Source organism: Planosporangium spinosum (genome assembly GCF_049999945.1).
GTDB lineage: Bacteria > Actinomycetota > Actinomycetes > Mycobacteriales > Micromonosporaceae > Planosporangium > Planosporangium spinosum.
This window is the reverse complement of sequence record NZ_JBLYUB010000024.1, coordinates 83,201-108,745: the sequence shown is the minus strand read 5'-3', so window position 1 is coordinate 108,745 and position 25,545 is coordinate 83,201. Positions and strand designations below refer to the sequence as shown.

Sequence of the window (25,545 nt, the reverse complement as noted above, 5' to 3'; positions counted from 1 at the left end):
TGCAGCGCATCGCCCGGGCCAATCCCCGTGGTCCTGTCTACGTCATCGCCGATAACCTCTCCAGCCATACCAGCGTCAAGGTCCGCTGGTGGCTGGCCCGCCACCCGCGCATCCAGCAGGTGTTCATCCCGAAGAGGGCGTGCTGGCTCAACCTGGCCGAGGGCTGGTGGCGGCTCCTGCGCAAGCAGGCGTTGGCCGGGCAGTCCTTTGCCGACACCGCCGAGATCGCCTACGCCGTGCAGACCGCCACCGCCCAGCTCAACGCCCACGCCCGGCCCTGGATCTGGGGACGGCCACCGCCACCGACCCGCAAACTCCGCCGCAAGTTCGTGTACCGCCTTTGAGGAACCGAGCATTAGAACTCCTAACGGAATGGTCATTTGCTGAGTCGGCGGTAGCAGATGATGGCGCAGGCCAGCGTCAGGAAGGCTTCGTGGATGTCGTCGCGGATCTCCCAACGGATGCGCAGCCGTCGAAACCAGTGCAGCAGCGCGATGGTCTGCTCCACCACCCAGCGATGGACGCCCAGACCGGAGCCGTGCGGGGCGCCACGGCGGCCGATGACCGGCCGCACGCCCTTGCCGCGCACCTGCCGGCGGTAGCAGTCGTGGTCGTAGCCGCGATCGGCGTACAACCGGTCGGGCCTTCGCCGGGGTCGGCCCCGCCGGCCACGTACCGGTGGAATCTGGTCGATCAGCGGCAGCAGCTGAGTGACGTCGTTGCGCTGAGCGCCGGTCAGGCCGACCGCGAGCGGAACTCCGGCCGCGTCGGTGAGGACGTGGTGTTTGGAGCCCGTGCGGGCGCGGTCGACCGGGCTCGGCCCGGTTTTGGGCCGCCCTTGAGCGCCCGGACCTGCGAGCTGTCGATCACCGCCCTCGACCAGTCGAGGCGGTCGGCGCCGTGCAGTTCGGCCAGCAGCAGTTCGTGCAGCCGCTGCCACACGCCGGCCCGGTTCCATTCCTCCAGACGCCGCCAGCAGGTCATCCCGGACCCGAACCCCAGCTTCTGGGGCAGGAACTCCCACGGGATCCCGGTGTGCAGCACGAACAGGATCCCGCACAGCGCCTTGCGGTCATCCAGGCGTTTCCGGCCGGGGTACCGGTAGCGGCGTGGGTGGGTGGGCAGGAGCGGTTCGATGCGCTGCCACAGCCCGTCCGGCACGATCCACGGCGGCTGTTGGCCCTTCCTCATGCTCGAGCCGACTACCCCCGGGCTGGCTCGCCAACCTCATTCCGTTAGCAGTTCTTAGCCGCTTGCATCGTCTCGCCGTGACCTGTGGTCCCTCGTATGTGTACAGGTCAGCGCAAGATCGGATTTTCTTTCTTTTGACACGGAAGAGGTCACTGGTTAAAACCCAGTATCGCCCACCAGAGAAACAGCAGGTCAAAGGCTCGTTACCGAAGGTTCGACAAGGAGCCTTTCACTTTGTGCCCATTACATTGGGAGCAAAATGGGGGCACGTGATCGTCTACTTCTCTGGGATCCCGATGGGCGTGCGTCGGTGGCGGTGGGCGGGTTTGCCGCGCGTCGGCGCGTGTGGCCGCCGGTGAGGGTGAACGGCGGCGGGGCGGCGCCGTGCTGGCGCCGGCCCGCAGAACCGGTGCCGAGGGTTACGCGGCGGGCAGGTGCCGCACCGCAGCGGCGGGGGCGGGTTGGGTCGATAGTCAGCGGTCCTGGAGCGCCTCGGTGATGCGCCGGCGCATGGCGGGGGTGACGTGGCTGTAGCTGCCGCGGACGCCGGGCAGTCGGAGGCCGAGTCGTTGGGCCTGGGCGGCTTCCGGGATGTCGTCTTCGATGAGCCAGGTCTTGTGCGTGTGCCGGAGGTCGTGGAAGTGCATGCCTTCGATGACCGGCCCGGTGTGGGCGCGCTCGCTGCCGGTGACGGCTGGCCCCCAGACGCGGCGGGACATGCTGGATCGGCGCAGGAAGGCGCTGCGGGCGCCGCAGAAGACGATGTCGTGGTCGTGGCTGTCGGGCACCTCCTGCAGCAGGCCGATCAGGAGCGGCGGTAGGTGGATGTCGCGGACGGAGTTCGCCGTCTCGGGTGGGCCGAGGTAGAGGCGGCCTTGGACCTCGTGCAGGGCGCCGACCTCGGGGTGCACGCGGATGAGTCCTGTCCGCGTACTACTTGGCGGTGCATGGCCCGGTTCTCAGCATCGACCGGGCGAGCCTGTGCATTCCGCCGGCTGACCGCGACTGCTTGTTCATCAATACTCGCGCACGTATAGTCGTATACAAGTAACCGCAGGCGAGGACAGGTGAGTGGCATGGCTAAGCGACGCAAGGTCAACAACCTGTTGGCGCTTGCCGTGCTGTCCGCTCTTGCCCAGCGACCCATGCACCCCTACGAGATCGCGACGGCGCTACGCGGCTGGGGTAAGGACCAGGACATGGGGATCAAGTGGGGGTCCCTCTATACGGTTGTGCGCAACATGGACAAACACGGCATGATCGCGGCTGTGGAGAGCGTTCGCGAAGGTCGTCGGCCCGAGCGCACGGTCTACCGCATCACCGATGCCGGCCGTGCGGAGCTGGTCGATTGGACGCGCGAGTTGGTCTCGACTCCCGTGCACGAGCATTCGCGCTTCCGGGCCGGCCTGTCGGTGCTCGCCGTGCTTCACCCGGACGACGCCACGCATCTCCTGCGGCAGCGGCTGGACCTGCTGGAGGGCGGCATGACGGCCGCACGCGACGCGCTCGCGCAGTATGCGCAGCACGTCCCGCGGCTGTTCCTGGTCGAGTCGGAATACGACCTGGCCATGCAGGAGGCAGAAGCGGCCTGGATTCGCACTCTGCTCGCCGAGCTCACCTCGGGCGCCTACCCGGGGCTGGACGTGTGGCGGGCGTTCCACGAAACCGGCGAGATACCGCCGGAGCTAGCCGAGCTCGCCGAAAGGGCCAGCTCTACGGAGTAATGGACGGCCCTGGCGCGGTGCGCCAACACCACACCAGGGCCCTTACCTCGAACCACGCCTGGGAAGGCGCTCGGCCCGAAGCGGCAACTACGAGGATAGCCGGGTTGTCTCCCAGGTCGGTTCGCACGTACGAGAACCGATCACCAAGGGAGAAGACCGTGACCGAAGTAAAGACAGCCATCGTCATCGGCGGCGGCATCGCCGGCCCGGCAGCGGCGTTGGCGCTGCGCATGGCCGGCATCGAAGCCGCCGTCTACGAGGCGCACCCGAGCACCGCCGATGGCCTCGGCGGTACGCTCGCGCTCGCACCGAACGGCGTCGCGGCCTTGCGCGTCGTCGGCGCCGACGAGGCCGTGACCGCGATCGCCACGCCGATCTCGCGCCAGGTCATGGCCGTGGGTGGCAAGCGCATCGCGCTACCCGGACTGGCCGGCCTGCCACCGCTGCAAGTGGTCAACCGCAGCGATCTCTACCGCGTGCTGCACGACCAAGCCGTCGCCGGTGGCGTGGCCATCGAGTACGGCAGGCGCCTGGTTGGTGCCGAGGAGACCGCAACAGGCATCACCGCACGGTTCGCCGACGGCAGCACCGCCAGCGCGGATATCCTCGTCGGGGCGGACGGCGTCCACTCGACCGTGCGTCGCCTCATCGACCCGAACGCGCCCGGACCGCAGTTCACTGGACTTCTCGGCTTCGAGGCGGTCGCGCGGCATGAAGTGGACGCCCAGCCCGGCACGATGACCTTCGCCTTCGGCAAGCGCGGCTTCTACCTGTACTGGCCGGAGCCCGGCGGCGGCACGCGATGGGGCGTCAACCTGCCCCAGGAGCGGCCGATGAGCATCACCGAGGCCCGCGCGGTGCCCTCAACCGACTGGATGCGTACGCTGCGCGCCGCCTACGCCGACGACGATCCCGGTCGCGATCTGATGCTGACCAGCAGTGCGGACGAACTCCAGGTGGTGGGGTCGCTGCACATCATGCCGCCCGTCCCGCACTGGTACCGCGGCCGCATGGTGCTGGTCGGCGATGCTGCGCACGCACCCTCCAACAGTTCGGGCCAGGGCGCGTCGCTGGCGATCGAGAGCGCGGTGCAGCTGGCCCGCTGCCTGCGCGACCTACCCGACGTCCTGTCGGCGTACGCCGCCTTCGAGCGCATGCGGCGTGGCCGCGTGGAGAAGATCGCCGCCCGCGCGGCGCGGATCAACCACGCCAAGGCCCCCGGCGCGGTGGCCAGAGCGCTGATGTCGCTGCTGATGCCGCTCATGGTGAAAGTCGCCATGAACCCGGAGAAGAGGCTCGGCCCCGAGCTGCGCTACGTGATCGACTGGGACGCCCTGGTAACGGCGGAGTCGACGCTGCGCTGAGCTCGCGGTGCCGCGGCCCGTGGTGGCGGTGGGCGGGGGAACCTTGCTGCATGACTACCAGCGCCGCCACGGGCCGAGCGTCACCGGCGAGCGCGTCAGCTTCTGCGTACCGCCGCCCCGGCTCGGATCACGCGGGGGATCTCAGCCACCTCGTCAACACGATCCAACAGCCGGGCAAGTTCCTCAGTCGACGCGGGCGAACGCAACTCGACGTGGTACGTGATGCCGGTCGATGTCCAGGTCTGAGTGTCGAAGCCTCCCGAGGCCGTCACTCGCGCGCCGTCGATCTGGATGCCGAGTTCGCCCGCCTCCCGGTAAACGTCGTTGAGGACGCAGCCGGCCGCAGCAAGGTGCAACAGGTGCGCCCCGGTGAAGTCCGTCTCGACCGTGACGCCCTCGGGCGTCCACTGATGGGGGAGCCGGACCGCGCGGCTGTTGTCCGATCTGAAGGAGCCGGCGCCAACCACAACTCCGAACCGGTCCACCGGCCGCCCCTTTTCCGCTTCCGCCCTACCCGACCGGATCATTGTGGCCCCGAATCATGCTGACCACCAGGTGTCCGGCCATCCACATCAAGCCGTGAGCCGCGTGGTCCGTGGTGACGACATGGTGGCTCGTTATCCCTTGTCGGTTAGCCGTTGTCGGCGCGCTGGCGTCAATCGGTGGGGGAGCAGAGTGGGAGCAGCGGGGCGCGTCCAACGGCGCTGAACCGCGTCCGACCGGGTTGAGCCGCTCGTGCGGACCCGGACCAGGCGCGCGCCGCCCGGACCCCGGATCGGTACGCCGACATGGAGGTCCATAACTGGGCGTTTGGCGGGCGGCCGTCATGACCCGAGGATGGCTTGGGACTGCCACGGTGCGTCGAGAGACGTGGATGCGACCACCGCCGGGTAACCGTCCATCGTCGAGAAGCGGGTAGTCTGGCGGTGGCTGCGGCGCTCAGCGTGGTCGTTGGCGGCCGGGTGCGGCCGGGTGCGGCCGGATTGCGCAGTTCGCGTCGGGTTTCGCGCGGATCGCGGCGGGGCTTGTCGAGCTGGTGCTGCAGGACGGTGAGCCGGTGACGCCGTGCGGGAGTGTCGACGTTCTTGTCCACGTCGCTCATCGGCAGCGTCCGGTGTCGCAGCATGGCTGATCTGCTCAATTTTGTGCTGGCCCTGCCGATGTACGCGCCGTGGGTGGTGCGTTCGACCGGGTGGCGGTGCGACGGCGAAAAATGCTGACCGGCGCGGCGTTGACCGTGCTCGGTGATGGCTTCGCCGTCGCCTACTGTCTGATGACCTGGTCGGAGCCGAACCGGCCGACCATGCTCGTCGGCTATAGCCTCGGAATGGCGATTGGCGTCGTCGGCGTCTGGGCAGCGGTGCGGGGACCCGCGAAAGCCACGGGATACGGCTACGCATTCGCGATGCTCTGCAGCGCCCTCGTCATCATGGCGCTGGGAGCGTACTGGGACGGTGGCGCGCGCTCGCCGCTCACCCTGGGATTCCTGCTTCCGGTGTTGTTCGTCGCCAGCTCCACGGCACGTGTAGGCATGATGGCCGGCCTCGAGACAGTCGTCATCGGCACGTATCTCACGGTCGTCGCTACCGGACGGCTGGCATCGCCGGGCTTCGTCTTTCTCCTTCTCGGCAGCATGCTAGGCGTGGTCGGGGTGTGTACCACGCAGGCACGGGCCATTGCACGGCAACGCTCCCAGCTGCGAGCCCTCGCGGAGGCGGACCCGCTCACCGGTGCGCTGAACCGGCGCGGCTTGAGCGCGTCCGCTGAACAACTGTTTCCCGGGACGGACGCCGGCCCCGCTGTGCTCTGCCTGGACCTCGATGATTTCAAGTCTGTCAACGACAACCTCGGGCACGCCGCCGGTGACGAGTTGCTGCAGTGGGTGGTGGCGACGACCCGCAGCGTGGTGCGTCCCACTGACATCATCGCGCGCACCGGAGGTGACGAGTTCGTGGTGGTCCTCGTCGGCGCCGACCCGACTACGGCAATGGTGCTCGCCGACCGAACCGGCCAGGCGCTTCGTGAGCGCACAGACGTGAGCATCGGCTGGGCCTGCGCACCACACGCCGGCAACGACCTCGACTCGCTGATGCAGGCCGCCGACCGGTGCCTCTACCAACAAAAGCAGGAACGCCGCCGCGTCGGCGGCCGATACATTCCCGACGTTGCTCCTGATCTTTTCGACGCTCGGCCTCCCGGCCAGGCCGGAAGGATAGCTGGCCTGGGAAAGGAAGGCTCATGATCAACGGTTGCAGCGAGGGCGATCCAGCGAGGGCGATCCGACGACACCGCAGTGTGCTCAGCGCTGCGGTTTGAGGGGTGGGCCGAGCCCGGGAACGGCAGCGCCGGCTGGCAGCTGTCGTCGGTCCGGGATGTCTGAGGATGCTGCCGCAGCATCAGTCGCGATACACGGCGACGGCGTCGGCGGTGGTCATCGGGCTTCCGCATGGAAGGCGGCGACAAGCTGGTGGAGCAGGTCGGCGCGGGTGGCGGGGTGGTGGCGACTGCAGGTCGCGCAGTAACGGTCACTGGCCTGGTACATGAGGCAGCAGGTGCGGCGGGCATGGCCCTGCCAGGTGCGCCCGGCGTGGTCGACTGGCTGCGGGTCGCACAGGCCGGTCAGCCTCGGGTCGGCCAGCAGGTCGCGGGTCACCCGGGTCAGGTCCGGGTCAGGCCGTGACCAGGCGATGCGGTGCATCGCGGTCGAGATGGCGGCCTTGCCGCCACCATTGGGCGAGGACGGGGCCGGTGAGCCGGTTGGCGTACTGGCAGAACAGCAGCGACGCGGCCGCCGCCGGCTTGCCGATCCCGTGAACTGCCCGGTACGCCTCGATCGCGTCGGCCAGCCCGACGGCGAGGAAGTCGACTGCGGGGATACCGTCGCCGGCGAACGTGCCGACCTGGTCAGGACGCCGCCGCGGGCGCCCCGGGCGAACTGCTACGCCGAACGGTTCGTTCGCAGCGTCCGCGCCGAGTGCACGGATCGGATTCTGGTCTACCACGAGCGGCACGCCCGCACGGTGCGTGGCGGATACGCGGCCCACTTCAACGGGCACCGCCCACACCAGAGCCTTGCCCGACATCCACCCACCCATGATCCGGCCGTTGTCGTTCCGATCGATGCCCCGGTGCGGCGGCGACGAATCCTGGGAGGCGTGATCAACGAGTACCGGCGAGCGGCGTGACCCGGTCAATGAAGCCCAAGGTCAGAGGCCATGCATCGAGTTCTGGCACGCTACAACGGATCGGCCGAGGTAGGGGCTTGGCGCCAGGCGGCGGGAAGGTGCGAGTCAGTCTCGGTCGAGGAGCGCCAGGAAGCGTTTGGCAAACAGGTACGCGTCGCCGGGCCAGCGAGCGGACAGGTAGTTGCCGTCTTCGACGACGAAGGCGGGACGATCATCGGTCATCGTTCCACGGGTGGTCGTGCGGGGTCCGCGGTGGAATTGGGATGGGTCGTCCAGCGCGGCGGTGACCTCGTCCTCGACGTACTCGGGGTAGGTGCGGTAGTACCGGCCGAGTCGCCAGGCGGTCAGATAGTAGGCGCCGCGCTCCAGGTACTTCGGTAGGCACGTCGTGCGCCGGTCGGCTATGACGCTGCGTCCGGTGGCGGGGTCCTGGGTCCTGGCCAGAACCAGTACTCCGTGACAAATGGCGCCCATCGGTCGACGCAGCGCCCAGAACCGGGCGACCTTGTCGCGTAGCACCTTGCTGTCGAGGTATTGCCGCATGCCGGGCGCATGCCCTCCGGCGAGGATCATTCCGTCATACTCGTCGGGTTTGAGATCTGCCCAGGCGATCGGCGACCGGAATGCCGCTGTCTCGGTCAGGTCGCGGTAGTACTGCTTGGGTTCGGGTTCGGCGCCGAGTTGGCCGAGGATGACGCCCGTGAGCAGCTTGGGGTCAGCCGTCAACGGTGTGCCGGCCTGCTCGCTGGCGAACACGACGTCGTGCCCTGCCGTAGTCAGTAGCTGCCAGGGCACGGCCACTTCGGTGACGTCGAAGTCGCGGTCCGGCAACGGCAGGAGAACGCGCATCGCCACAGCCTAGCGGTGATCGATGTCCGCCTCTGCCGCGATCCGCGTCCGCCCCTGCCACGATCCGCGTCCGGTTCGCCGGACCAAAATTGGAAATCGTCTTTACAGTCAACCCTATTTTAGGGTATGAACTAAGTCACCAATTCGAAGTTTCTCGATTTAGTGTCGCCTTCCGGCGCCCCCACCTGCAGGAGAACCCATCATGGACGCTCGACGACCGGCGCACCTGCGCCGGATGCTCGTGGCAGCAGCTGTCGTACTCGGCGCGGTCATCGCCTACCCGGGCGCCGCGACCGCCGCCGGCACGGGCGTCATCGCCGGCTACGGCGGCAAGTGCGTAGATGTCTCGGGGGCCAACAGCGCGAACGGTACGCAGGTGCAGCTATGGACCTGCAACGGCACCAACGCGCAGAGCTGGACCGTCGGCAGCGACGGTACGATCCGCGCGCTCGGCAGGTGTCTGGACGTTTCCGGCGGCTCGACGGCCAACGGTGCCAAGGTGCAGATCTGGGACTGCAACGGCACCGGCGCGCAGCAGTGGACGTACACCGCCGGCCACGACCTGGTCAATCCACAGGCCAACAAGTGCCTGGACGCCACCAACGTGAGCTCGGCCGACGGCACGCCGCTGCAGCTCTGGGACTGCACCGGCGGCGCCAACCAGAAATGGACCGTCCCCGGTGGCCCCAGCGGCGGCACGCCGGGCGTGATGGCCGCGCCGTACTACTACAACGGCTGGGGTAACCCGCCGAACATCACCACGGTGATGAACGCGAGCGGGATCAAGCAGGTCACCATGGCGTTCATGCTCTCCGGTGGCGGCTGCGTGCCGATGTGGGACAGCTCCCGACCCCTGACCGGCGGCGTGGACCAGGCGACCATCAACACCATCCGCGCCAACGGCGGTGACGTGGAGATCTCCTTCGGCGGGTGGAGCGGCAACAAGCTCGGTCCGAACTGCTCGTCGGCGAGCGCGCTGGCGGGCGCGTACCAGCAGGTGATCAACGCCTACAACCTGAAGTACATCGACATCGACATCGAAAACACCGACGAGTTCGAGAACGCGGTCGTGCAGGACCGGATCCTCGGCGCCCTTAAGATCGTCAAGCAGAACAACCCGGGCATCAAGACGATCGTGACCTTCGGTACGTCGACGACCGGCCCGAGCTCCTGGGGTACCCGCCTGATCAACCAGGCCGCCGCCCTCGGCGCGAACATCGACGTCTTCACCATCATGCCGTTCGACTTCGGGGGCGGCGCCGACATGTACGGCAACACCGTCAACGCCGCCAACGGCCTGAAAAACCAGCTGAAGACGGCCTTCGGCTGGACCGACGCGCAGGCGTACGCCCACGTCGGCATCTCCGGCATGAACGGCTACTCAGACCAGTCCGAGATCACCACGACGGCGGTGTGGACCAACGTCCGCAACTGGGCAAACGCCAATCACATCGCCCGGCTCGCGTTCTGGTCGGTCAACCGCGACCGCGGGTGCGCCGGCGGCGGTGTACAGGAGACCTGTTCCGGCATCGCCCAGCCCGACTGGGCCTTCGCCCAGATCACGGCCGGGTTCACCGGCTAGGGCCGGCCCGATCGCCGCCAGGTCATCACCACACCACGGACTCGGCCCGGCCGAGCGCAGACCCGGTCGGGCCCCGTCGCCCCAGCTCAGGCGAGGACCTGAGCGCGGCGAAGGCCTGACACGCCCGCGCCCGCCGGTCGCTCCACCCCCTACCCGAAGGAAGATAACGTGCGACTCTCCGCGTCACCCCCGCGACGTCGACGCGCCACACTCATCGCGGTCGGCGCATCCGCCGTTGTGGTGGCCGCCGTCGGCGCGTTCAGCGTCACGGCCGCCCTCGCCGCCACCACCGGCCCGATCGTCGGGTACGGCGGTAAGTGCGTCGACGTCGCCGGGGCCAATTCGGCCAACGGCACCCAGGTCCAGCTCTACACCTGCAACGGCACCGGCGCGCAGGCCTGGAGCGTAGGCAACTCCGACGGCAGCATCCAGACCCTGGGTAAGTGTCTCGACGTCACCGCCGCCGGCACGGCCGACGGCACCAAGGTCCAGCTCTACGACTGCAATGGCACCAACGCCCAGAAGTGGACCAGCGCGAACGGTCAGCTCATCAACACCGGCTCGGGTAAGTGCCTGGACGCCACCGGAGTGAGCTCCGCGGACGGCACCCCGCTGCAGATCTGGACCTGCACCGGTGGCGCCAACCAGCAGTGGACGCTGCCCGGCGGCGGCACCACCCCGCCACCCACCACCCCGCCGGGCACCGGCAATCCCGACCTCGGCCCGAACGTCACCATCTTCGACCCCTCGATGTCGCAGGCGACGATCCAGAACAAGCTGAACGCGGTGTTCAACCAGCAGGTGACCAACCAGTTCGGCGACCAGCGGTACGCACTGCTGTTCAAGCCCGGCGCCTACAACGTCGACGCCAATGTCGGCTTCTTCACCCAGGTCGCCGGCCTCGGCCTCACCCCGGACCAGGTGACCATCAACGGCCACGTACACGTCGAGGCCGACTGGTGGCCGGACGGCTCGCAGAACGCCACCCAGAACTTTTGGCGCTCCGCCGAGGGCCTGTCCGTGGCCCCGCCCGACGGACTCGACCGGTGGGCCGTCTCCCAGGCCGCACCGTACCGGCGCATGCACCTGCGGGGGAGCCTGGCACTGTCGGACGGCGGCTGGTCCTCCGGCGGCTTCATCGCCGACAGTCGGATCGACGGCCAGATCGACAACGGGTCGCAGCAGCAGTTCCTCTTCCGCAACACCCAGATGGGCAGCTTCACCGGCCGGAACTGGAACCAGGTCTTCGTCGGCGACCAGGGCGCGCCGGCCAACAGCTTCCCGAACCCGCCGTACACGACGGTGGGAAGCGCGCCGGTGATCGCGGAGAAGCCGTACCTGTACGTCGATGGCAGCGGCGCCTACCAGGTCTTCGTGCCGTCGGTCCGCACCAACGCCACCGGCACCACCTGGGTGAACGGTGCTCCGGCCGGCACCTCGCTGCCGATCAGCACGTTCTACGTCGTCAAGCCCGGTGACACCGCGGCCGCCATCAACGCCGCCCTCGCGGCCGGCAAGAACCTGCTGGTCACCCCCGGCGTTTACCACCTCAACCAGACGCTGAACGTGACCAGGGCCAACACGGTCGTACTCGGGCTGGGCCTGGCCACCTTCGTCCCCGACGGCGGCATCGACGCGATGCACGTTGCCGACGTCGACGGGGTCCGGATCGCCGGCCTGCTGTTCGACGCCGGCACCACCAACTCGAACATCCTGCTGCAGGTCGGCCCGTCCGGGTCGACGGCCAGCCACGCCGCCAACCCGACCGTGCTGTCCGACGTGTTCGTCCGCGTCGGCGGCGCCATCGCCGGCAAGGCCACAGTCAGCGTGCAGGTCAACAGCAATGACGTGATCGGCGACCACAGCTGGATCTGGCGCGCCGACCACGGCAACGGCGGCACCGTGGGCTGGACCGTCAACACCGCCCGCAACGGCCTGGTCGTCAACGGCAATAACGCGACGTTCTACGGCCTGTTCGTCGAGCACTATCAGCAGTACCAGACCATCTGGAACGGCAACAACGGGCGCACGTACTTCTACCAGAACGAGATGCCCTACGACCCGCCCAACCAGGCCGCGTACTCCAACGGCGGCACCCAGGGCTGGGCCGCGTACAAGGTCGCCGACTCGGTGACCAACCACGAGGCCTGGGGCCTCGGAAGCTACTGCTTCTTCAACGTCAACCCCTCGGTGGTCAACGCCCACGCGTTCGAGGTTCCGGTGAAGCCCGGCGTGAAGTTCCACGACATGGTGACCGTGTCACTGGGCGGCACGGGCACGATCTCGCACGTCATCAACAACACCGGGGACGCCGCCAACAGCGGCCACCAGGTCACCAACCTGGTCAGCGGCCCGTAACCCGTCCGCACGTGGTGGCCCGCCCCGTGCGGGGCGGGCCACCACCTGGACCACCGGCCGCCGGCTCCGGATCGGAACGGGTCAACGGCAGGGGAGCGGGATGGAATCAGCGGGGCAGGTGGCCAACGGATTTGGACCGCGCCGTACGGGGTTGAGCTGCCCGCATCCTCTCGGCGTTCGTGTGGTTGCGCATCAGATGGGCGGTGCAGCGCGCCGTGCTCCCCGGCGAGGCCCATCAGGGACCGGCGGTCCAGGTCGCCGTGGATCAGAAATCCGTGCTTCTCGAGTGCGTCGGCCACCTCGAGCACGGTTTGCCATCTGCCGGTGTCGGCTTCGAGTTGGTCGAAGCGTGCGGCCGGGTACCTGGGCACAGCGGCCTCATACCGCGTGATGGCGTCGTCGAACGAGTCGTCGACCGCGATTGCCAATCGGCGGACCCACCCAGTACACCGGGGCGGGCTGCGGTTGGGTCACGGCGTCCGCCCGACGGTTGGCCGCGCGAAGAGCGTGGCGTGATCGGCGACCCAGTCGCGGACGCTGGTCGGTTGCCGTCCGGTGACGGCCTGGACGTCGTGGGTCAGCCGGTCGTAACGGTTCTCGCGGTGCAGACGCGCCATGGTGGTCAGGTGCTCGCGCAGGTGTTCCGGCAGATTGAGCGGGTTCAGCTCCTGGGCGACCCATTGCTCGAGAGGAACGTCGACGTAGGTGACGGGGCGGCCCAACGCGCCGGAGTACTCGGCGGCCATCGCGGTCATATCCTGCGACCGCGGCCCGGTGAGCTCGTAGGTCTTGCCGAGGTGCGATGCGGGGTCGGCGAGCACGGTGGCGATCACCTCGGCGACGTTTCCGGCGGCGATCGGTGACGTGCGTGCGGAGCCGAATGGCAACCGGAGGGTGTCGCTCCTGGTGATCGATGAGGCGGCGATCGTCATGAAGAGGGGGTTTTCGAGAAAGACGGTCGGCCGTATGTCTACGACCGGAAGGCCGGACCAGTTGAGCACGTGCTCGCCGAGCCAGTGCTGGCGCTGTTGGTCCGACTCCGTCGTGCTCGTCAGCGTCATCTGGGAGACCGTCATCTGCGACATGTTGACCAGGGCTGCCAACTCTCCGTACTCGCGGGCGGCGGCCGCCACGGTTACCGTCGCCTCCAGATAACGAGACGACACGCTCATGCCGAAATACATGCGGCGGCAACCGGTCATCGCGTCGATCACGTCGGATGCCTTGGTCAGGTCGCCGATCACGACCTCGGCGCCGGCCGCGCGTAGGGCCTCGGCACGTTCGTCCTCGCGGTGCACGAACGCACGGACCGGCACGTCCCGGTTGCGCAGGATTTCCACCGTGGCCCGGCCGACGGCACCAACGCCTCCGGCCGCACCGGTGACGAGAACGGGTGACCCATCCGGCATCGACACGTCCCTCCGCTGGGTTTGCGTCGGTGCAATGCCTGCCCGATCCACCGGGCGCTACACGTTCTTTTAAGTAGGTCAGCCACTGTCGCGCCAGCCGCGATCACCGCCCCGGCGTTCACGGAGAAGAACGCGGGGCCGAAGGCCAGCCGGCGGTACACGGTGATCAGTCGGAGCCGGACGATGGCGGCGAGGGCGGCGGTGAAGCCGCCGAGCGCCAGGCGACGGCGTCGACCCTGCCACGGGTGATCGCCAGGTAGGCGAGGCCGGCCACGCCACGAGCTGTACGTCACCCGGTCCGACCGTCGCCGCACGCATCGACCCTGCAACGGCTCACCAGCGAACGCTTCGGATGACGTCCGGAGCAACCGTAGCCGGCAGGTAGGACGCCTCCCCGCTGGGCGACCTAAACTGGTAATTGACGACGATCTGTCAGAATCAGTGACTTTGTTCTGATCCTCTGCCGGAGCGCCGGGCGACCGGCTTCCCGGCCCTGGTTATCCAGGGAGGACCCGATGCCCGCGAACAGGTTCACCGAGCGGCTCACCCGCGACAACACCGCCGTGGTGATCATCGACCACCAGGTCGGCCTGTACAGCGGCGTGCGCGACATCCCCATCGGGGAGCTGAAGCACAACGTGGTGGCTCTGGCCAGGGCCGCCCAGGTCCTGAGCTTGCCGTTGGTGGTGACCACCACCGCGGCGGACAGCATGTGGGGACCGGTCATCCCTGAGCTGGCCGCGGTGCTGCCCGACGACCTCGACATCATCGACCGGTCGACGGTCAACGCCTGGGACGACCCCCGGGTGAACGCCGCGATCCGGGCGACCGGCCGGAACAAGCTGATCATCACGGGCATCTCCACCGAGGTGTGCCTCGCGTTCCCCGCCATCAGCGCGACGGCCGAGGGGTTCGACGCGTACGCCGTGATTGACGCCTCCGGTACCTTCTCACCGGCCAAGCGCGAGGCGGGGCTGCTGCGCCTGCAGCAGGCCGGCGTGGTGCCGATCGACTACTCCAGCGCCATGGTCGAGATCCTCGCCGACAACGCCGACCCCCTCGCCAACGCCGTCTACGCCGCGCTCGACATGCCGTTCGCGGTGCTCGTCGGCCAGATCACCTCGGCGCTCACGAAGACCTGACCACACCCGCGATCGGACGGGTCCGCGCGCCTCGCCGCCCACGCTCAGGCCGATGATGTCGACGCCGATCGGCTGGTGCCAGGGGGCGCCGGCTGATGCCGTGACCGGATCCGTTCACTCGTGGTGGCACCGACTGTCGTCGGTGTCTCGACTCCGTCTGGGGGAGCGGTCTTGGCCTGGATGTACCCAGCGATGTCCCGGGTCGGCGCGTGCCCAGCCGGGCATCGGCACCGTCTGCTGCCGTCGGGCACCGCGGAATGTCGGGCTGGGCGACCGAGCGGTCCCCGGCACGCGTCGGTCAAAGGCCGCCGGAGACGGTGATGTCTGTGCCGGTCACGTACGATGCCGCAGGCGAAACCAGCCACGACACCGCTGCGGCGATCTCGCCGGGCCGGCCCGCGCGACCGATCGGGCTGCTCGCGGCGGCCTGCTTCGCTCCGGGGGTCGCCGCCGCCATCTCCGTGTCGATGACGCCCGGCGAGACGCTGTTGACCCGGATCCCTTCTGGGGCGACCTCGTTGGACAGGCCACGGCTGAACGACACCACGGCGCCCTTGGTGGCCTCGTACGGCACGAATCCATTTATGCCGGGGGGCGCCTGGGCGCCGATCGAGGCGATGTTGACGATCGAGCCACCGGAGCCGCCGTGCGCGGTGGACATCGCCTGCACGGCGTGCTTGGCGCACACCATGGGGCCCACGACGTTGATCTGCATCAGCCGGGCCAGGTGGTCTGCGTCCTGCTCGTCGATGCGGCCCCGCTCGCCGGTCGTCCCGGCGTTGTTGACCAGCGCGGCCAGCGGCCCCAGCTCGCGTTGCGCCCGGTCGAACAGGCCCGCGACGTCGTCCGGTGCCGTCACGTCCGCGCGCACGGCCACCGCCCGACCGCCGCGGGCGCGGATGGTAGAGACCACCGACTCGGCGCCCTCGGCGTCCGTCGCGTAGTTGACCACCACGCCGTACCCGTCCTCGGCCAGCCTCTCGGCGATCGCGGCGCCGATACCCCGACTGGCGCCGGTGACGATCACCGCGCCTTGTCCCTGCTCAGCTGTCGTCATGTCGACGACCTCCCGTCGTCAGCTTGTTCGCCGCCTTGATGAATGCCTCCAACTCGCCCGCGATGTCGGGCCCGGTCGGTTGGTAGACGATCTCCGTGATGCCGTCCTCGGCGAACGCGGACAGGCGCTGCCGGAGCTGTCTCGCCGACCCGGTGACCGTCGTGGTCGGGATCGCGGTCCAGCTTCCCGCCGCCCAGGCGGCTTCGTCGGCGGCGTTGAGCGTGACGAGGTGCTGATCGTGAACCGCGAGATGCCTGTCGCGCTCCGGGACCCGCTGGATCACCGCCAGCCACGCCTGCCCGTCGGGCAAGGCCGCGACGTCGGCACCGGCCTCGTAGGCGAAGTGGAAGGCCAGCGCGTTACCTGGGCCTGCGGCCGCCTGTACCCGAGGTGAGTCCAGCGCTTCGCCGTCGGCCAGGACGGCGCCGTGCACGCCCAGGGCGGCCCAGGTGAACTCGCGGGCGGACGCCGTCTCGCCGTTGACGGTGAACAGGCCGTCGGTGAGCTCACGCGTAACAGCGAGTCCCTTCGGTCCCAGCGCCGAGATCAGCACCGGCACCTCGACCGATCGGGGCGCAGCATGACCGGTGGGGTGGAGCATGCGCATTCGACCGCCGTCCCACTCGACGGTCTTGCCTCGCAGCAGGCGCCGGAAGGCGTCGATGTAGTTGCTCATATACGACCACGTGCTGGGCTTGGCGCCCATCGCCCGGGCGCCGGTGGAGTCGGTACCGAAGGCGACCGCGGTCCGCCCCGGCGCCAGCGCCTCCAGCGCCGCGGCGCCCGCCGCGTTGACCATCGGATGCCGCAACGCGGGCACGAGCACCCCGGGGCCCAACCCGATCCGCTCGGTGTGTTCGGCCGCCAGCGCCAGCATCATCCACACGTCCGGATTTTGCTGCGGGGTGTCGAACAACCACGCCCGCGCGTAGCCCAGTCGTTCGGCGACAGCGATATGCTCCGGCGAGTCCAGCGAGGTCGCAAACTGGGCAGAGATCTTCACTGGTTACTCCGCTGTTCGAACGTCCGGATGGCCGACGCGGTACGCCGCCGCACGAACGCACCGACCGGCGCGTCCCGGTGCCGCGGGAGTTCCATCGTGCTCCGGCCGGCCGCTCCCACACCTCCCGCTGTACCGGTGGCGAGAACGGGTGACCCATCCGGCATCGGCACGTCCCTCCGCTGGGTTTGCGCCGGTGTAATGCCTGCCCAATCACGTGGGTGCTACACGGCCTTTGGGCAGGTCCGCCAGTGTCCCGCCAGCCGCGGTCACGGCGCCGGCGTTCACTGAGAATGTGCAACGGCAACGCCCGCTGCGCGTGCCCTACCGCAATCAAGAACTGGCATCCCGCCGCCGCGCCGACGGTGAAACGGCTGGTACTCACGGCGCGGGCGTCGAGCATGACGGTGTCGACCTGGTCCAGGCGCCGCAGGACGTTGCCGTCGAGCGGCGTGGTTCCCCGACCATCGACCGGGCAATGTGCCGCCTAAGCGTGTTCACCATATGTTCACCGAGCGAAGGAGCGCGCTTGCTAAGACGCGCCCAGCAGCAACCGATCCGTGTTGACGCGCAAGAGACCCAGGGTCAGTCGAGTCGGTGAGAGAGGCATGAGCGAGCAGGCGCGATGCCCGAACCTGAACTGCGGTGAGGCGTTGGCGGTGACAACAATGCCCGTGAACCGCTCCGGAGGGTACACGGCGAGGTTTGTCGTCGTCTGCGGCCCCGATGGGACCGGGCACATCGTCAAATAGGGTGATCATGTGCCGGCTACCGGGGCTCACGTGAAGTGCCGTGCTGTCGCTGCAGGTCGCGCCCCACGGCCATAATCGAGCGCTGACCTGGCTGCCGTCGGGCGATCCTCACCGGGCATGGGTTTGCGTTCTTGTTCGCAATGGGGGCGGCAGGCTGAGCTGACCGGGCGTGGTTGGGCACCGCCGGCGTAACGCGAATCCGCGTGGTCGAGGTGGACGCTGCGTTTCGGTCGTGCCCGTTGCGTGCCCGATGTGGCGGCCAACGGCGATAACCACGGTGACCGGGTCGTGACCGGCGGGGAAGCGGGTCACCGGGTCACCGCCGGCTGTTGATCGGCAGTTCCTAATGCCGTGTGTCGCAGGTGCTGAGCCTGTGGGGGTCACCTATTGGGGTTAAGGCGACGAGGGGTCGGGTAGAACTCACGTCTTCGAGGCACAGCTGGTGGCCCCGAAGGGAGCGGGAGTGCACGCAGTACAGGTGCCCAAGCCTGGGGCGGACTTCGAGCTGGTCGAGCGGGCGGTCCCGCAGCCCGGACGCTGGCAGGTCCTGGTGCGAACCGCTGCCTGCGGCGTCTGCCACAGCGACGCTATGGCCAAGGACGGCATGGCCAGCACCTACCCCCGGGTGCTCGGGCACGAGGTAGCGGGCACGGTCGAGGCCGTTGGTGAGGGCGTGACGCAGTGGCACGTCGGCCAGCGTGCCGGTATCGGGTGGTTCGGCGGCGCCTGCTTCACGTGTACGCCCTGCCGAGAAGGCGACTTCATCTCCTGCAGCGCCGGGAGGGTCACCGGGCTGTCGGCCGATGGTGGCTATGCCGATTACGTTCTCGCTCCGGCCGACGCTCTTGCGGCCGTGCCGGACGAGCTATCCGACATCGAGGCCGCGCCGCTGATGTGCGCCGGGGTCACCACTTTCAGCGGGCTACGCGAAAGTGGCGCGCGGGCGGGCGACCTGGTCGCCATCGTCGGGTTGGGTGGGCTCGGCCATCTCGGCGTGCAGTTCGCCAACAAGATGGGCTTCGAGGTGGTGGCCGTCGCCCGCGGCGAGGAGAAGGCCGAATTCGCCCGGCAGCTCGGCGCGCATCATTATCTGGACAGCAGGCGTGTCGACGTCGCTGTCGACCTGATGCGGCTGGGCGGCGCCCGCACCGTGCTGTCCACGGTCACCAGCTCCGTGGCCACGACGGCGGTCGTGGGTGGCCTGCGGCCACGCGGCCGGCTGGTCGTGGTGGGCGTTCCCGCCGAACCGCTGCAGATTTCCGCGGGCGACCTCATCCAGGACAGTCGGATGGTCGCCGGCCACGCGTCCGGCACCGGCAAGGACAGCGAGGACACGCTACGCTTCGCCGCCCTGACGGGCGTGCGGCCGATGGTGGAGACGATGCCCTTGGAGGAGGCGGACCGTGCCTACGAGAAGATGATGGCCGGGCAGGCGCGTTTCCGGATCGTGCTCACCGTATAACCTGGATCTTTCGTTCCGCCTGAGTACGTTTCATTCGGACGGGTGGACGGTGACGCAGCGGGCATCCGAGAGGTGCGACGGCAAGGTCCGCCGCTTCCGGGAGTTTCCCGACACCCCTACCGCAGGTGAGGCGTTGCGGACGTAGGCCGTTGAACAAGAACCGGTGCGGCCGCTCGGATCCCCGCCCGGTCGCCACCGTTCACGGCCGCTGGCTTGGCTACCACATCCCACTCCCTGGTCACAGCCCGCATCATCCCCAGCGGCATGAGGCCGTGGAGAGCCGGATGCGGTGAGAGTCGCATGTCCGGTTCGGGCGGGCGGCCTGGGGAAGCGGGCGGGCAGCAATGCGGCACCGCGCCCCAGGCCGACCCCACCGACACACGATCCAGCCGGCTGGATCGGCGGCAATTCCGGTAACGGCACCCGCGCCAGGACCGTGCTCACCGAGGTCCGGCCAATCGGGTGCCCAGATCGAGTGGATCCCGTCACGGCTGACGGCCTGAGTCGGTTCTCTGAGGTCTGGCTGACCGTCGTCATCGGTACGGACAGACGCAGGGTTCCGCGTGACGCGGACCACCGCAGGTATTTCGACATACGGAGTTGTCGGGTCTCCACAACTTCCGCTCTCCTCAAATGGTGGGTCCAACGGTTTCCATACCGGGCGGTAGTGGTGAAGGTTGTTGACGGGGATCCCTGCCCGGAGGTGGTCCCCGTTCAGTTGTGAACGAACCCTGTGGAGGCTTACTCGGTGTTCAGCCGCATCGCCATCGTCAACCGGGGAGAGGCCGCGATGCGGCTGATCCACGCCGTCCGCGAGCTCAACGCCGAGACCGGGGCCCCGCCGATCGAGACCGTCGCGCTCTACACCGACGCCGAGAGCACCGCCACGTTCGTCCGCGAAGCGGACCACAGCTACTGCCTCGGGCCCGCGTCGGCGCGCCCCTACCTGAACCACGACCTCCTCGAACGGGCGCTGGCGGAGACGCGTGCGGACGCGGCGTGGGTGGGCTGGGGCTTCGTCGCCGAAGACCCGGCCTTCGCTGAGCTCTGCGAGAAGATCGGGGTCACTTTCATCGGCCCGAGCGCCGACGCGATGCGCGCGCTCGGTGACAAGATCGGCGCGAAACTGATCGCCGAGGAGGTCGGCGTCCCGGTGGCGCCCTGGAGCCGCGGCGCGGTGGAGAGCCTGGAAGCGGCCAGACGCGCGGCAGCCGAGATCGGCTACCCGCTGATGCTCAAGGCGACCGCGGGCGGTGGCGGGCGGGGCATCCGGGTCGTCCGCAGCGACGAGGAGCTCACCGACGCCTACGAGCGCACCAGCCTGGAGGCTGAGCGTGCGTTCGGCAGCGGCGTCGTGTTCCTGGAACGCCTGGTCACCGGCGCGCGGCACGTCGAGGTGCAGGTGATCGCCGACGGCCAGGGCACCGCCTGGGCGCTCGGGGTGCGGGACTGCTCGGTGCAGCGGCGCAACCAGAAGGTCATCGAGGAGTCCGCGTCCCCCGTGCTCGCCCCCGAGCAGACCCGCGAGCTGAAGGCGGCGGCCGAGCGGCTCGCGCTGGCCGTGGACTACCGCGGCGCGGGCACCGTCGAGTTCCTCTACCACCCGGGCGATAAGCTGTTCGCCTTCCTCGAGGTCAACACCCGGCTGCAGGTCGAGCATCCGATCACCGAGGCCACCACCGACTTCGACCTGGTCAAGGCCCAGATCCACGTGGCCGCCGGCGGTCGGCTCGGCGACCTGCTCGCGCAGCCTGCGGAGCGAACCGGCTGGCAGGGTCCGGCCGAGGCCGGACATGCCGTCGAGGCCAGACTCAACGCCGAGGACCCCGACCGCGACTTCGCGCCGTCGCCCGGCCGGATCGTCCGGATGACGCTACCCAGCGGCCCTGGCATCCGGGTGGACACCGGGGTCAGCGAGGGCGACGTGATCCCGGCCGACTTCGACTCGATGATCGCCAAGATCATCGCCTATGGCCGCACCCGCGACGAGGCGCTCGGCCGGCTGCGTCGCGCGGTCGCCGACACCACCGTGATCATCGAGGGTGGCGCCACCAACAAGAGCTTCCTGCTCGACCTGCTCGACCAGCCCGAGGTGATCGACGCCAGCGCGGACACCGGCTGGATCGACCGGGTCCGCGCGCAGGGCCGCCTGGTCTCCACCAGGCACTCCGGCATCGCGCTGGCCGCAGCCGCGATCGAGGCGTACGAGGACGAAGCAATCGTCGAGCGGCAGCGGCTGCTGTCCACCGCGCACGGCGGCCGCCCGCAGGTCCAGCACTCCAGCGGCCGGCCGATCGACCTCAAGCTCCGCGGCGCGAGTTACCGGGTGACCGTCGCGCAGACCGGACCGCGCCGCTTCCGCGTCGGCATCGGACAGGCATCCACCGTGGACGCCGAGCTCGAGCGGTTCGACGAGCACACCGGCCGGATTCTGGTCAACGGCCGGCGGTACCGGCTCGTCACCGACACGCACGGGCCCATCCACCTGGTCGAGGTGGACGGCGTCACGCACCGGGTCAGCCGCGACGAGGGCGGCGTGCTGCGCTCCCCCGCGCCCGCGCTGGTCGTCGCGACCCCCCTCCAAGTGGGGGACGAGGTCGAGGCGGGCGCGCCCGTGCTCGTCCTGGAAAGCATGAAGATGGAGACCGTGCTGCGCGCGCCGTTCAAGGCGCAGCTGCGGGAATGTCTGGTCTCCGTCGGTAGCCAGGTGGAGACCGCCGCGCCGCTGCTGCGCCTGGAGCCGGTCGGCGACGCCGCCGCTGGGGCCACGGGCGGAGCCACGCAGAACGCGGCCGTCGACCTGGCGCTGCCGCCCGAGCCGACCGGCCTGTCCGCCGAGGCCCGGGTCGCGCGCGGCATCGCCGACCTGCGCAGCCTGCTGCTCGGCTACGACCTCGACCCCCGCGACGAGCGCCGGACGCTGTCGGACTACCTGGCCGCGCGGGCCGAGCTCACCCACCGTCCGTTCGAACAGGAGGTCGAGCTGCTGCAGGTGTTCGCCGACCTGTCCGAGCTCAGCCGCAACCGGCCGGCAGGCGAGGAGACCAAGGCCGACACCCGGGTGCACAGTCCGCGCGAGTACTTCCACACCTACCTGCAGAGCCTCGACGTCGAGCGCGCCGCGCTGCCGGACGCCTTCCGCAACCGGCTCGCCCGGGTACTCGCCCACTACGGGGTCGAGGACTTCGAGCGCGCGCCCGCGCTGGAAGAGGCCGTGTTCCGGATCTTCCTCGCCCAGCAACGGACTTCGGCCGATGTCTCCGTGATCGTCGCGCTCCTGCAGCGGTGGCTGACCGAGCCGCTGCCCGGCGGCGGCCTGCGCGAGTTGGTCGGCCAGGCGCTGGAGCACCTGGTCTTCGCCACCCAGCGCCGGTTCCCGGTGGTCGGCGATCTGGCCCGCAGCATCGTGTTCCGCTGGGCCGCCCAGCCGATGCTGCGCCGCAAGCGTGCCGAGGTGTACGCGGACGTCCGTCGCCACCTTCGCTACCTCGACGCCAACCCCGGCGCGGCCGACCGCGCCGAGCGGATCGCGAAGATGGTCGCCTCGCCCGAGCCACTGGTCCGGCTGCTCGGCCAACGCATCGGCCAGCCGGGCGCTGACCACGGCCCGATGCTCGAGGTGCTCAGCCGCCGCTACTACGGCAACCGCGGCGCGGGCGACACGCGATCCGTCGAGGTGGCCGGGCATGCGTTCTTCACCGCGGAGTACGACCTACGACCATTCCGGCTCGGCTCTCGACTGCTCCGACCCGGAGCAGTCGCTGACGCCGCGCCGCGACCCGGAACGGTCGACGGCGAGCGCATCCGGCTGATCGTGACGGCCACGGACTTCGGCGAGTTGCCAGCGACCCTGGAAACGGTCGCCGGACTGGCCGGTGACCGCTCCGACGCGGAGCCGTCGGTCGCCGATGTGTACCTGACCTGGACCGACCAGCCCGATGCGGACACGATGGCCGCGACCCTGCGGGAGCACCTCGACCGCGCCGGGCTGCTGGACGGGCTCCAGCGGGTGACGATATCGGTGGCCGGGCGAAACGGCGCCGAGATGCACCACCACTTCACGTTCCGGCCGGGCCTGGGGGAGGACCGGGTCATCCGCGGGCTGCACCCGCAGATCGCCGAGCGCCTGCAACTGCCGCGGCTGCGCAACTTCGACCTGACCCGGCTGCCGTCGGCGGACGAAGAGGTCTACCTCTTCCACTGCGTCGCCCCGAACAACCCGGCCGACGAGCGGCTGGCGGCGATGGCCCAGGTCCGCGACCTGACCCCGCTGCGCGACGCCGACGGCCGGATCCTCGCGCTGCCCGCCGTCGAGGGCGCGCTGGAGGCGTGCGTCGACGCGATCCGCAAGGTCCAGGCGCAGCGGCCGACGAAGAAGCGGTTCGACACCAACCGGATCACCATCTACGCCTGGCCGTCGAACGAACTGAGCATGGAGGAGCTGGACGCGGTCGCCCACCGCCTGCTGCCGATCACGGCCGACGCAGGTCTGGAGGAGGTCCTGTTCCTCGGCCGCCAGCGCGACGTGGCCACCGGTGAGCTGACCGACATCGCGGTCCAGGTCTCCTACGACGCGGGCATGCAGATGTCGGTCACGCAGCCGTCGACCGAGCCGATCCAGCCACTCGACGACTACCGCCAGAAGGTGCTCTCGGCACGGCGGCGCGGCACGACGTACCCGTACGAGCTGACCGAGATGCTCGCCGGCCAGCACGGCAGCTTCACCGAGTACGACCTGGACGACACCGGCGAACTGGCCCCGGTCGAGCGGCCGAAGGGGCAGAACAAGGCGGGCATCGTCGCCGGTGTGGTGAGCACGCCGACCGAGCGGTACCCCGAAGGCGTCACGCGGGTGGCGCTGCTCGGCGACCCGACCAAGGCGCTCGGCGCACTGGCCGAGCCGGAATGTGCACGGGTGATCGCCGCGCTCGACCTGGCCGAGCGGATGCGCGTACCGGTCGACTGGTTCGCGCTGTCGGCGGGCGCGCGGATCTCCATGGGTTCGGGCACCGAGAACATGGACTGGGTGGCCGCCGCGCTCAAGCGGATCGTGGAGTTCACGCAAGCCGGCGGCGAGATCAACATCGTGGTCGCGGGCATCAACGTCGGTGCCCAGCCGTACTGGAACGCCGAAGCCACGATGCTCATGCACACCAAGGGAATCCTGGTGATGACCCCGGACTCGGCGATGGTGCTGACCGGCAAGCAGTCGCTGGACTTCTCCGGCGGGGTGTCCGCCGAGGACAACTTCGGCATCGGCGGCTACGACCGGGTGATGGGCCCCAACGGCCAGGCCCAGTACTGGGCGCCGGACCTGCGGGCCGCCCGCGACCTGCTGATGGCGCACTACGACCACACCTACATCGCGCCCGGCGAGACCCGGCCGCGCCGGGCGGCCACGTCCGACCCGGTCGACCGCGACATCTCCAGCTACCCGCATGCGGTGCCGGACAGCGATTTCACGACCGTCGGCGAGATCTTCTCCCGTGAACACAACCCCGATCGCAAGAAGCCGTTCGACATCCGCACGCTGATGCGAGCCCTGGCCGACCAGGATCATGTGATCCTGGAGCGCTGGGCGGGCATGGCCGACGCCGAGACCGCCGTCGTGCAGGACGTGCACCTCGGCGGCATCCCGGTGTGCCTGCTCGGCATCGAGTCCCGGCCGGTGCCGCGGCGTGGATTCCCGCCCACCGACGGCCCGGACACCTACACCGCGGGCACCCTGTTCCCGCGCTCGTCCAAGAAGGCCGCGCGGGCGATCAACGCGGCCAGCGGGAACCGGCCGCTGGTCGTGCTGGCGAACCTGTCCGGGTTCGACGGCTCGCCGGAGTCGATGCGGAAGTTGCAGCTGGAGTACGGCGCGGAGATCGGCCGGGCGATCGTGAACTTCGACGGGCCGATCGTCTTCTGCGTGATCTCGCGGTATCACGGCGGCGCGTTCGTGGTGTTCTCCAAGGCGCTCAACCCGAACATGACCGTACTGGCCGTGGAGGGCTCGTTCGCGTCCGTCATCGGCGGGGCGCCCGCGGCGGCCGTGGTGTTCGCGGGCGACGTCAACGCGCGCACGGCGAAGGATACCCGGGTGGCCGAACTGGAGGCGCGCGTCGCCGCGGCGACCGGCGGGGAGCGGGCGGCACTGGTCACGCAGCTCATGGATGTCCGGGCCACGGTCCGGGCGGAGAAGCTGGGCGAGGTGGCCGCCGAGTTCGACGGCGTGCACAGCATCCAGCGCGCGGTCGAGGTCGGCTCCGTGGACGCCATTATCCGGCCTGAGGAACTGCGCCCGCAGATCATCGCGGCCATCGAGCGTGGCCTCATGAATGCGTGACGCTGTCAGTAGGGCAGTGACAGCCGTGATCCAGGTGTACCGGTGAATGGGCGGCCGAGGGGGCATCCATGCCCCCTCGGCGCTCACACTATCCAGAACCTCACGAGTCGATAGCTGACGTCCCCCGATGTCGGCCACG

Annotated in this window: 18 protein-coding genes; 10 read left to right on the top strand and 8 right to left on the bottom strand. The window is 69.3% G+C overall.

Going from position 1 to position 25,545, the window contains the following annotated elements:
• Window positions 1–344: transposase (locus tag ACNTMW_RS26550; RefSeq protein ID WP_426636553.1), on the top strand; the 344-nt coding region annotated here is incomplete at its 5' end.
• A 32-nt stretch (window positions 345–376) separates the two neighbouring features.
• Here ACNTMW_RS26550 and ACNTMW_RS26545 read toward each other — a convergent pair.
• Together ACNTMW_RS26545 and ACNTMW_RS26540 are read right to left on the bottom strand one after the other, a co-directional pair.
• Window positions 377–1,191, bottom strand: a protein-coding gene (locus tag ACNTMW_RS26545) for an IS5 family transposase (RefSeq protein WP_426636552.1) whose coding sequence is annotated in 2 segments (ribosomal slippage) — window positions 377–831 and window positions 831–1,191 — 816 coding nt in all. Because the reading frame shifts where the segments join, the coding sequence is not laid out codon by codon here.
• 473 nt (window positions 1,192–1,664) lie between these two features.
• Window positions 1,665–2,102, bottom strand: coding sequence for a hypothetical protein (locus tag ACNTMW_RS26540; protein ID WP_426636551.1), 438 nt, complete (start codon window positions 2,100–2,102; stop codon window positions 1,665–1,667).
• A gap of 165 nt (window positions 2,103–2,267) precedes the next feature.
• Between ACNTMW_RS26540 and ACNTMW_RS26535 the strand changes: the two genes are divergently transcribed.
• Complete coding sequence (locus ACNTMW_RS26535) at window positions 2,268–2,915, top strand: PadR family transcriptional regulator (RefSeq protein ID WP_426636550.1); 648 nt, start codon at window positions 2,268–2,270, stop codon at window positions 2,913–2,915.
• A 104-nt stretch (window positions 2,916–3,019) separates the two neighbouring features.
• Window positions 3,020–4,279, top strand: a complete 1,260-nt coding sequence (locus ACNTMW_RS26530; protein ID WP_426636549.1) for an FAD-dependent oxidoreductase — start codon at window positions 3,020–3,022, stop codon at window positions 4,277–4,279.
• A gap of 95 nt (window positions 4,280–4,374) precedes the next feature.
• Here ACNTMW_RS26530 and ACNTMW_RS26525 read toward each other — a convergent pair whose 3' ends face one another.
• A complete protein-coding gene (locus ACNTMW_RS26525; protein ID WP_426636548.1) occupies window positions 4,375–4,764 on the bottom strand; it encodes an OsmC family protein in 390 nt (129 codons plus the stop codon).
• A gap of 686 nt (window positions 4,765–5,450) precedes the next feature.
• Between ACNTMW_RS26525 and ACNTMW_RS26520 the strand changes: the two genes are divergently transcribed.
• The gene (locus ACNTMW_RS26520; RefSeq protein ID WP_426636547.1) at window positions 5,451–6,521 is read left to right on the top strand and encodes a GGDEF domain-containing protein; all 1,071 of its coding nucleotides are present in this window, start codon (window positions 5,451–5,453) and stop codon (window positions 6,519–6,521) included.
• Between the two features lie 189 nt (window positions 6,522–6,710).
• Here the strand turns inward: ACNTMW_RS26520 and ACNTMW_RS26515 are convergent, their stop codons facing one another.
• Window positions 6,711–6,977, bottom strand: a complete 267-nt coding sequence (locus ACNTMW_RS26515) for a hypothetical protein (RefSeq protein ID WP_426636545.1) — start codon at window positions 6,975–6,977, stop codon at window positions 6,711–6,713.
• On the opposite strand from ACNTMW_RS26515, the gene ACNTMW_RS26510 reads away from it, so the two are divergent.
• The gene (locus ACNTMW_RS26510) at window positions 6,967–7,464 is read left to right on the top strand and encodes an integrase core domain-containing protein (protein ID WP_426636544.1); all 498 of its coding nucleotides are present in this window, start codon (window positions 6,967–6,969) and stop codon (window positions 7,462–7,464) included. The genes ACNTMW_RS26515 and ACNTMW_RS26510 overlap by 11 nt on opposite strands.
• A 105-nt stretch (window positions 7,465–7,569) precedes the next feature.
• On the opposite strand, the gene ACNTMW_RS26505 is transcribed toward ACNTMW_RS26510, so the two are convergent.
• A complete protein-coding gene (locus tag ACNTMW_RS26505) occupies window positions 7,570–8,313 on the bottom strand; it encodes a type 1 glutamine amidotransferase domain-containing protein (protein WP_426636543.1) in 744 nt (247 codons plus the stop codon).
• A 202-nt stretch (window positions 8,314–8,515) separates the two neighbouring features.
• Between ACNTMW_RS26505 and ACNTMW_RS26500 the strand changes: the two genes are divergently transcribed.
• Together ACNTMW_RS26500 and ACNTMW_RS26495 are read left to right on the top strand one after the other, a co-directional pair.
• Window positions 8,516–9,895, top strand: a complete 1,380-nt coding sequence (locus ACNTMW_RS26500) for a ricin-type beta-trefoil lectin domain protein (protein WP_426636541.1) — start codon at window positions 8,516–8,518, stop codon at window positions 9,893–9,895.
• Window positions 9,896–10,063: 168 nt separating this feature from the next.
• Window positions 10,064–12,253 (top strand): ricin-type beta-trefoil lectin domain protein, encoded by a 2,190-nt coding sequence (locus ACNTMW_RS26495; protein ID WP_426636540.1) that lies wholly within the window; start codon window positions 10,064–10,066, stop codon window positions 12,251–12,253.
• 470 nt (window positions 12,254–12,723) lie between these two features.
• Here ACNTMW_RS26495 and ACNTMW_RS26490 read toward each other — a convergent pair whose 3' ends face one another.
• A complete protein-coding gene (locus ACNTMW_RS26490) occupies window positions 12,724–13,662 on the bottom strand; it encodes an NmrA family NAD(P)-binding protein (protein WP_426636559.1) in 939 nt (312 codons plus the stop codon).
• 515 nt (window positions 13,663–14,177) lie between these two features.
• On the opposite strand from ACNTMW_RS26490, the gene ACNTMW_RS26485 reads away from it, so the two are divergent.
• Window positions 14,178–14,804, top strand: coding sequence for an isochorismatase family protein (locus tag ACNTMW_RS26485; RefSeq protein WP_426636539.1), 627 nt, complete (start codon window positions 14,178–14,180; stop codon window positions 14,802–14,804).
• 298 nt (window positions 14,805–15,102) lie between these two features.
• On the opposite strand, the gene ACNTMW_RS26480 is transcribed toward ACNTMW_RS26485, so the two are convergent.
• Together ACNTMW_RS26480 and ACNTMW_RS26475 are read right to left on the bottom strand one after the other, a co-directional pair.
• Complete coding sequence (locus ACNTMW_RS26480) at window positions 15,103–15,861, bottom strand: SDR family NAD(P)-dependent oxidoreductase (protein ID WP_426636538.1); 759 nt, start codon at window positions 15,859–15,861, stop codon at window positions 15,103–15,105.
• Entirely contained in the window at window positions 15,848–16,864 is a 1,017-nt protein-coding gene (locus ACNTMW_RS26475; RefSeq protein ID WP_426636537.1) for an LLM class flavin-dependent oxidoreductase, read from the bottom strand. Before ACNTMW_RS26475 ends, ACNTMW_RS26480 begins: the two co-directional genes overlap by 14 nt.
• A 1,212-nt stretch (window positions 16,865–18,076) precedes the next feature.
• On the opposite strand from ACNTMW_RS26475, the gene ACNTMW_RS26470 reads away from it, so the two are divergent.
• Complete coding sequence (locus tag ACNTMW_RS26470; RefSeq protein WP_426636536.1) at window positions 18,077–19,075, top strand: alcohol dehydrogenase catalytic domain-containing protein; 999 nt, start codon at window positions 18,077–18,079, stop codon at window positions 19,073–19,075.
• 748 nt (window positions 19,076–19,823) lie between these two features.
• The gene (locus ACNTMW_RS26465) at window positions 19,824–25,406 is read left to right on the top strand and encodes an ATP-binding protein (protein ID WP_426636535.1); all 5,583 of its coding nucleotides are present in this window, start codon (window positions 19,824–19,826) and stop codon (window positions 25,404–25,406) included.
• The last annotated feature ends 139 nt before the right edge of the window (window positions 25,407–25,545 follow it).

Excerpts from the sequence above, each read along its gene's own strand:
- ACNTMW_RS26480 (WP_426636538.1), bottom strand. The coding sequence starts at position 15,861 with ATGACGACAGCTGAGCAGGGACAAGGCGCGGTGATCGTCACCGGCGCC.
- ACNTMW_RS26490 (WP_426636559.1), bottom strand. The coding sequence starts at position 13,662 with ATGCCGGATGGGTCACCCGTTCTCGTCACCGGTGCGGCCGGAGGCGTT.
- ACNTMW_RS26500 (WP_426636541.1), top strand. The coding sequence starts at position 8,516 with ATGGACGCTCGACGACCGGCGCACCTGCGCCGGATGCTCGTGGCAGCA.
- ACNTMW_RS26535 (WP_426636550.1), top strand. The coding sequence starts at position 2,268 with ATGGCTAAGCGACGCAAGGTCAACAACCTGTTGGCGCTTGCCGTGCTG.
- ACNTMW_RS26485 (WP_426636539.1), top strand. The coding sequence starts at position 14,178 with ATGCCCGCGAACAGGTTCACCGAGCGGCTCACCCGCGACAACACCGCC.
- ACNTMW_RS26515 (WP_426636545.1), bottom strand. The coding sequence starts at position 6,977 with ATGCACCGCATCGCCTGGTCACGGCCTGACCCGGACCTGACCCGGGTG.
- ACNTMW_RS26510 (WP_426636544.1), top strand. The coding sequence starts at position 6,967 with ATGCGGTGCATCGCGGTCGAGATGGCGGCCTTGCCGCCACCATTGGGC.
- ACNTMW_RS26505 (WP_426636543.1), bottom strand. The coding sequence starts at position 8,313 with ATGCGCGTTCTCCTGCCGTTGCCGGACCGCGACTTCGACGTCACCGAA.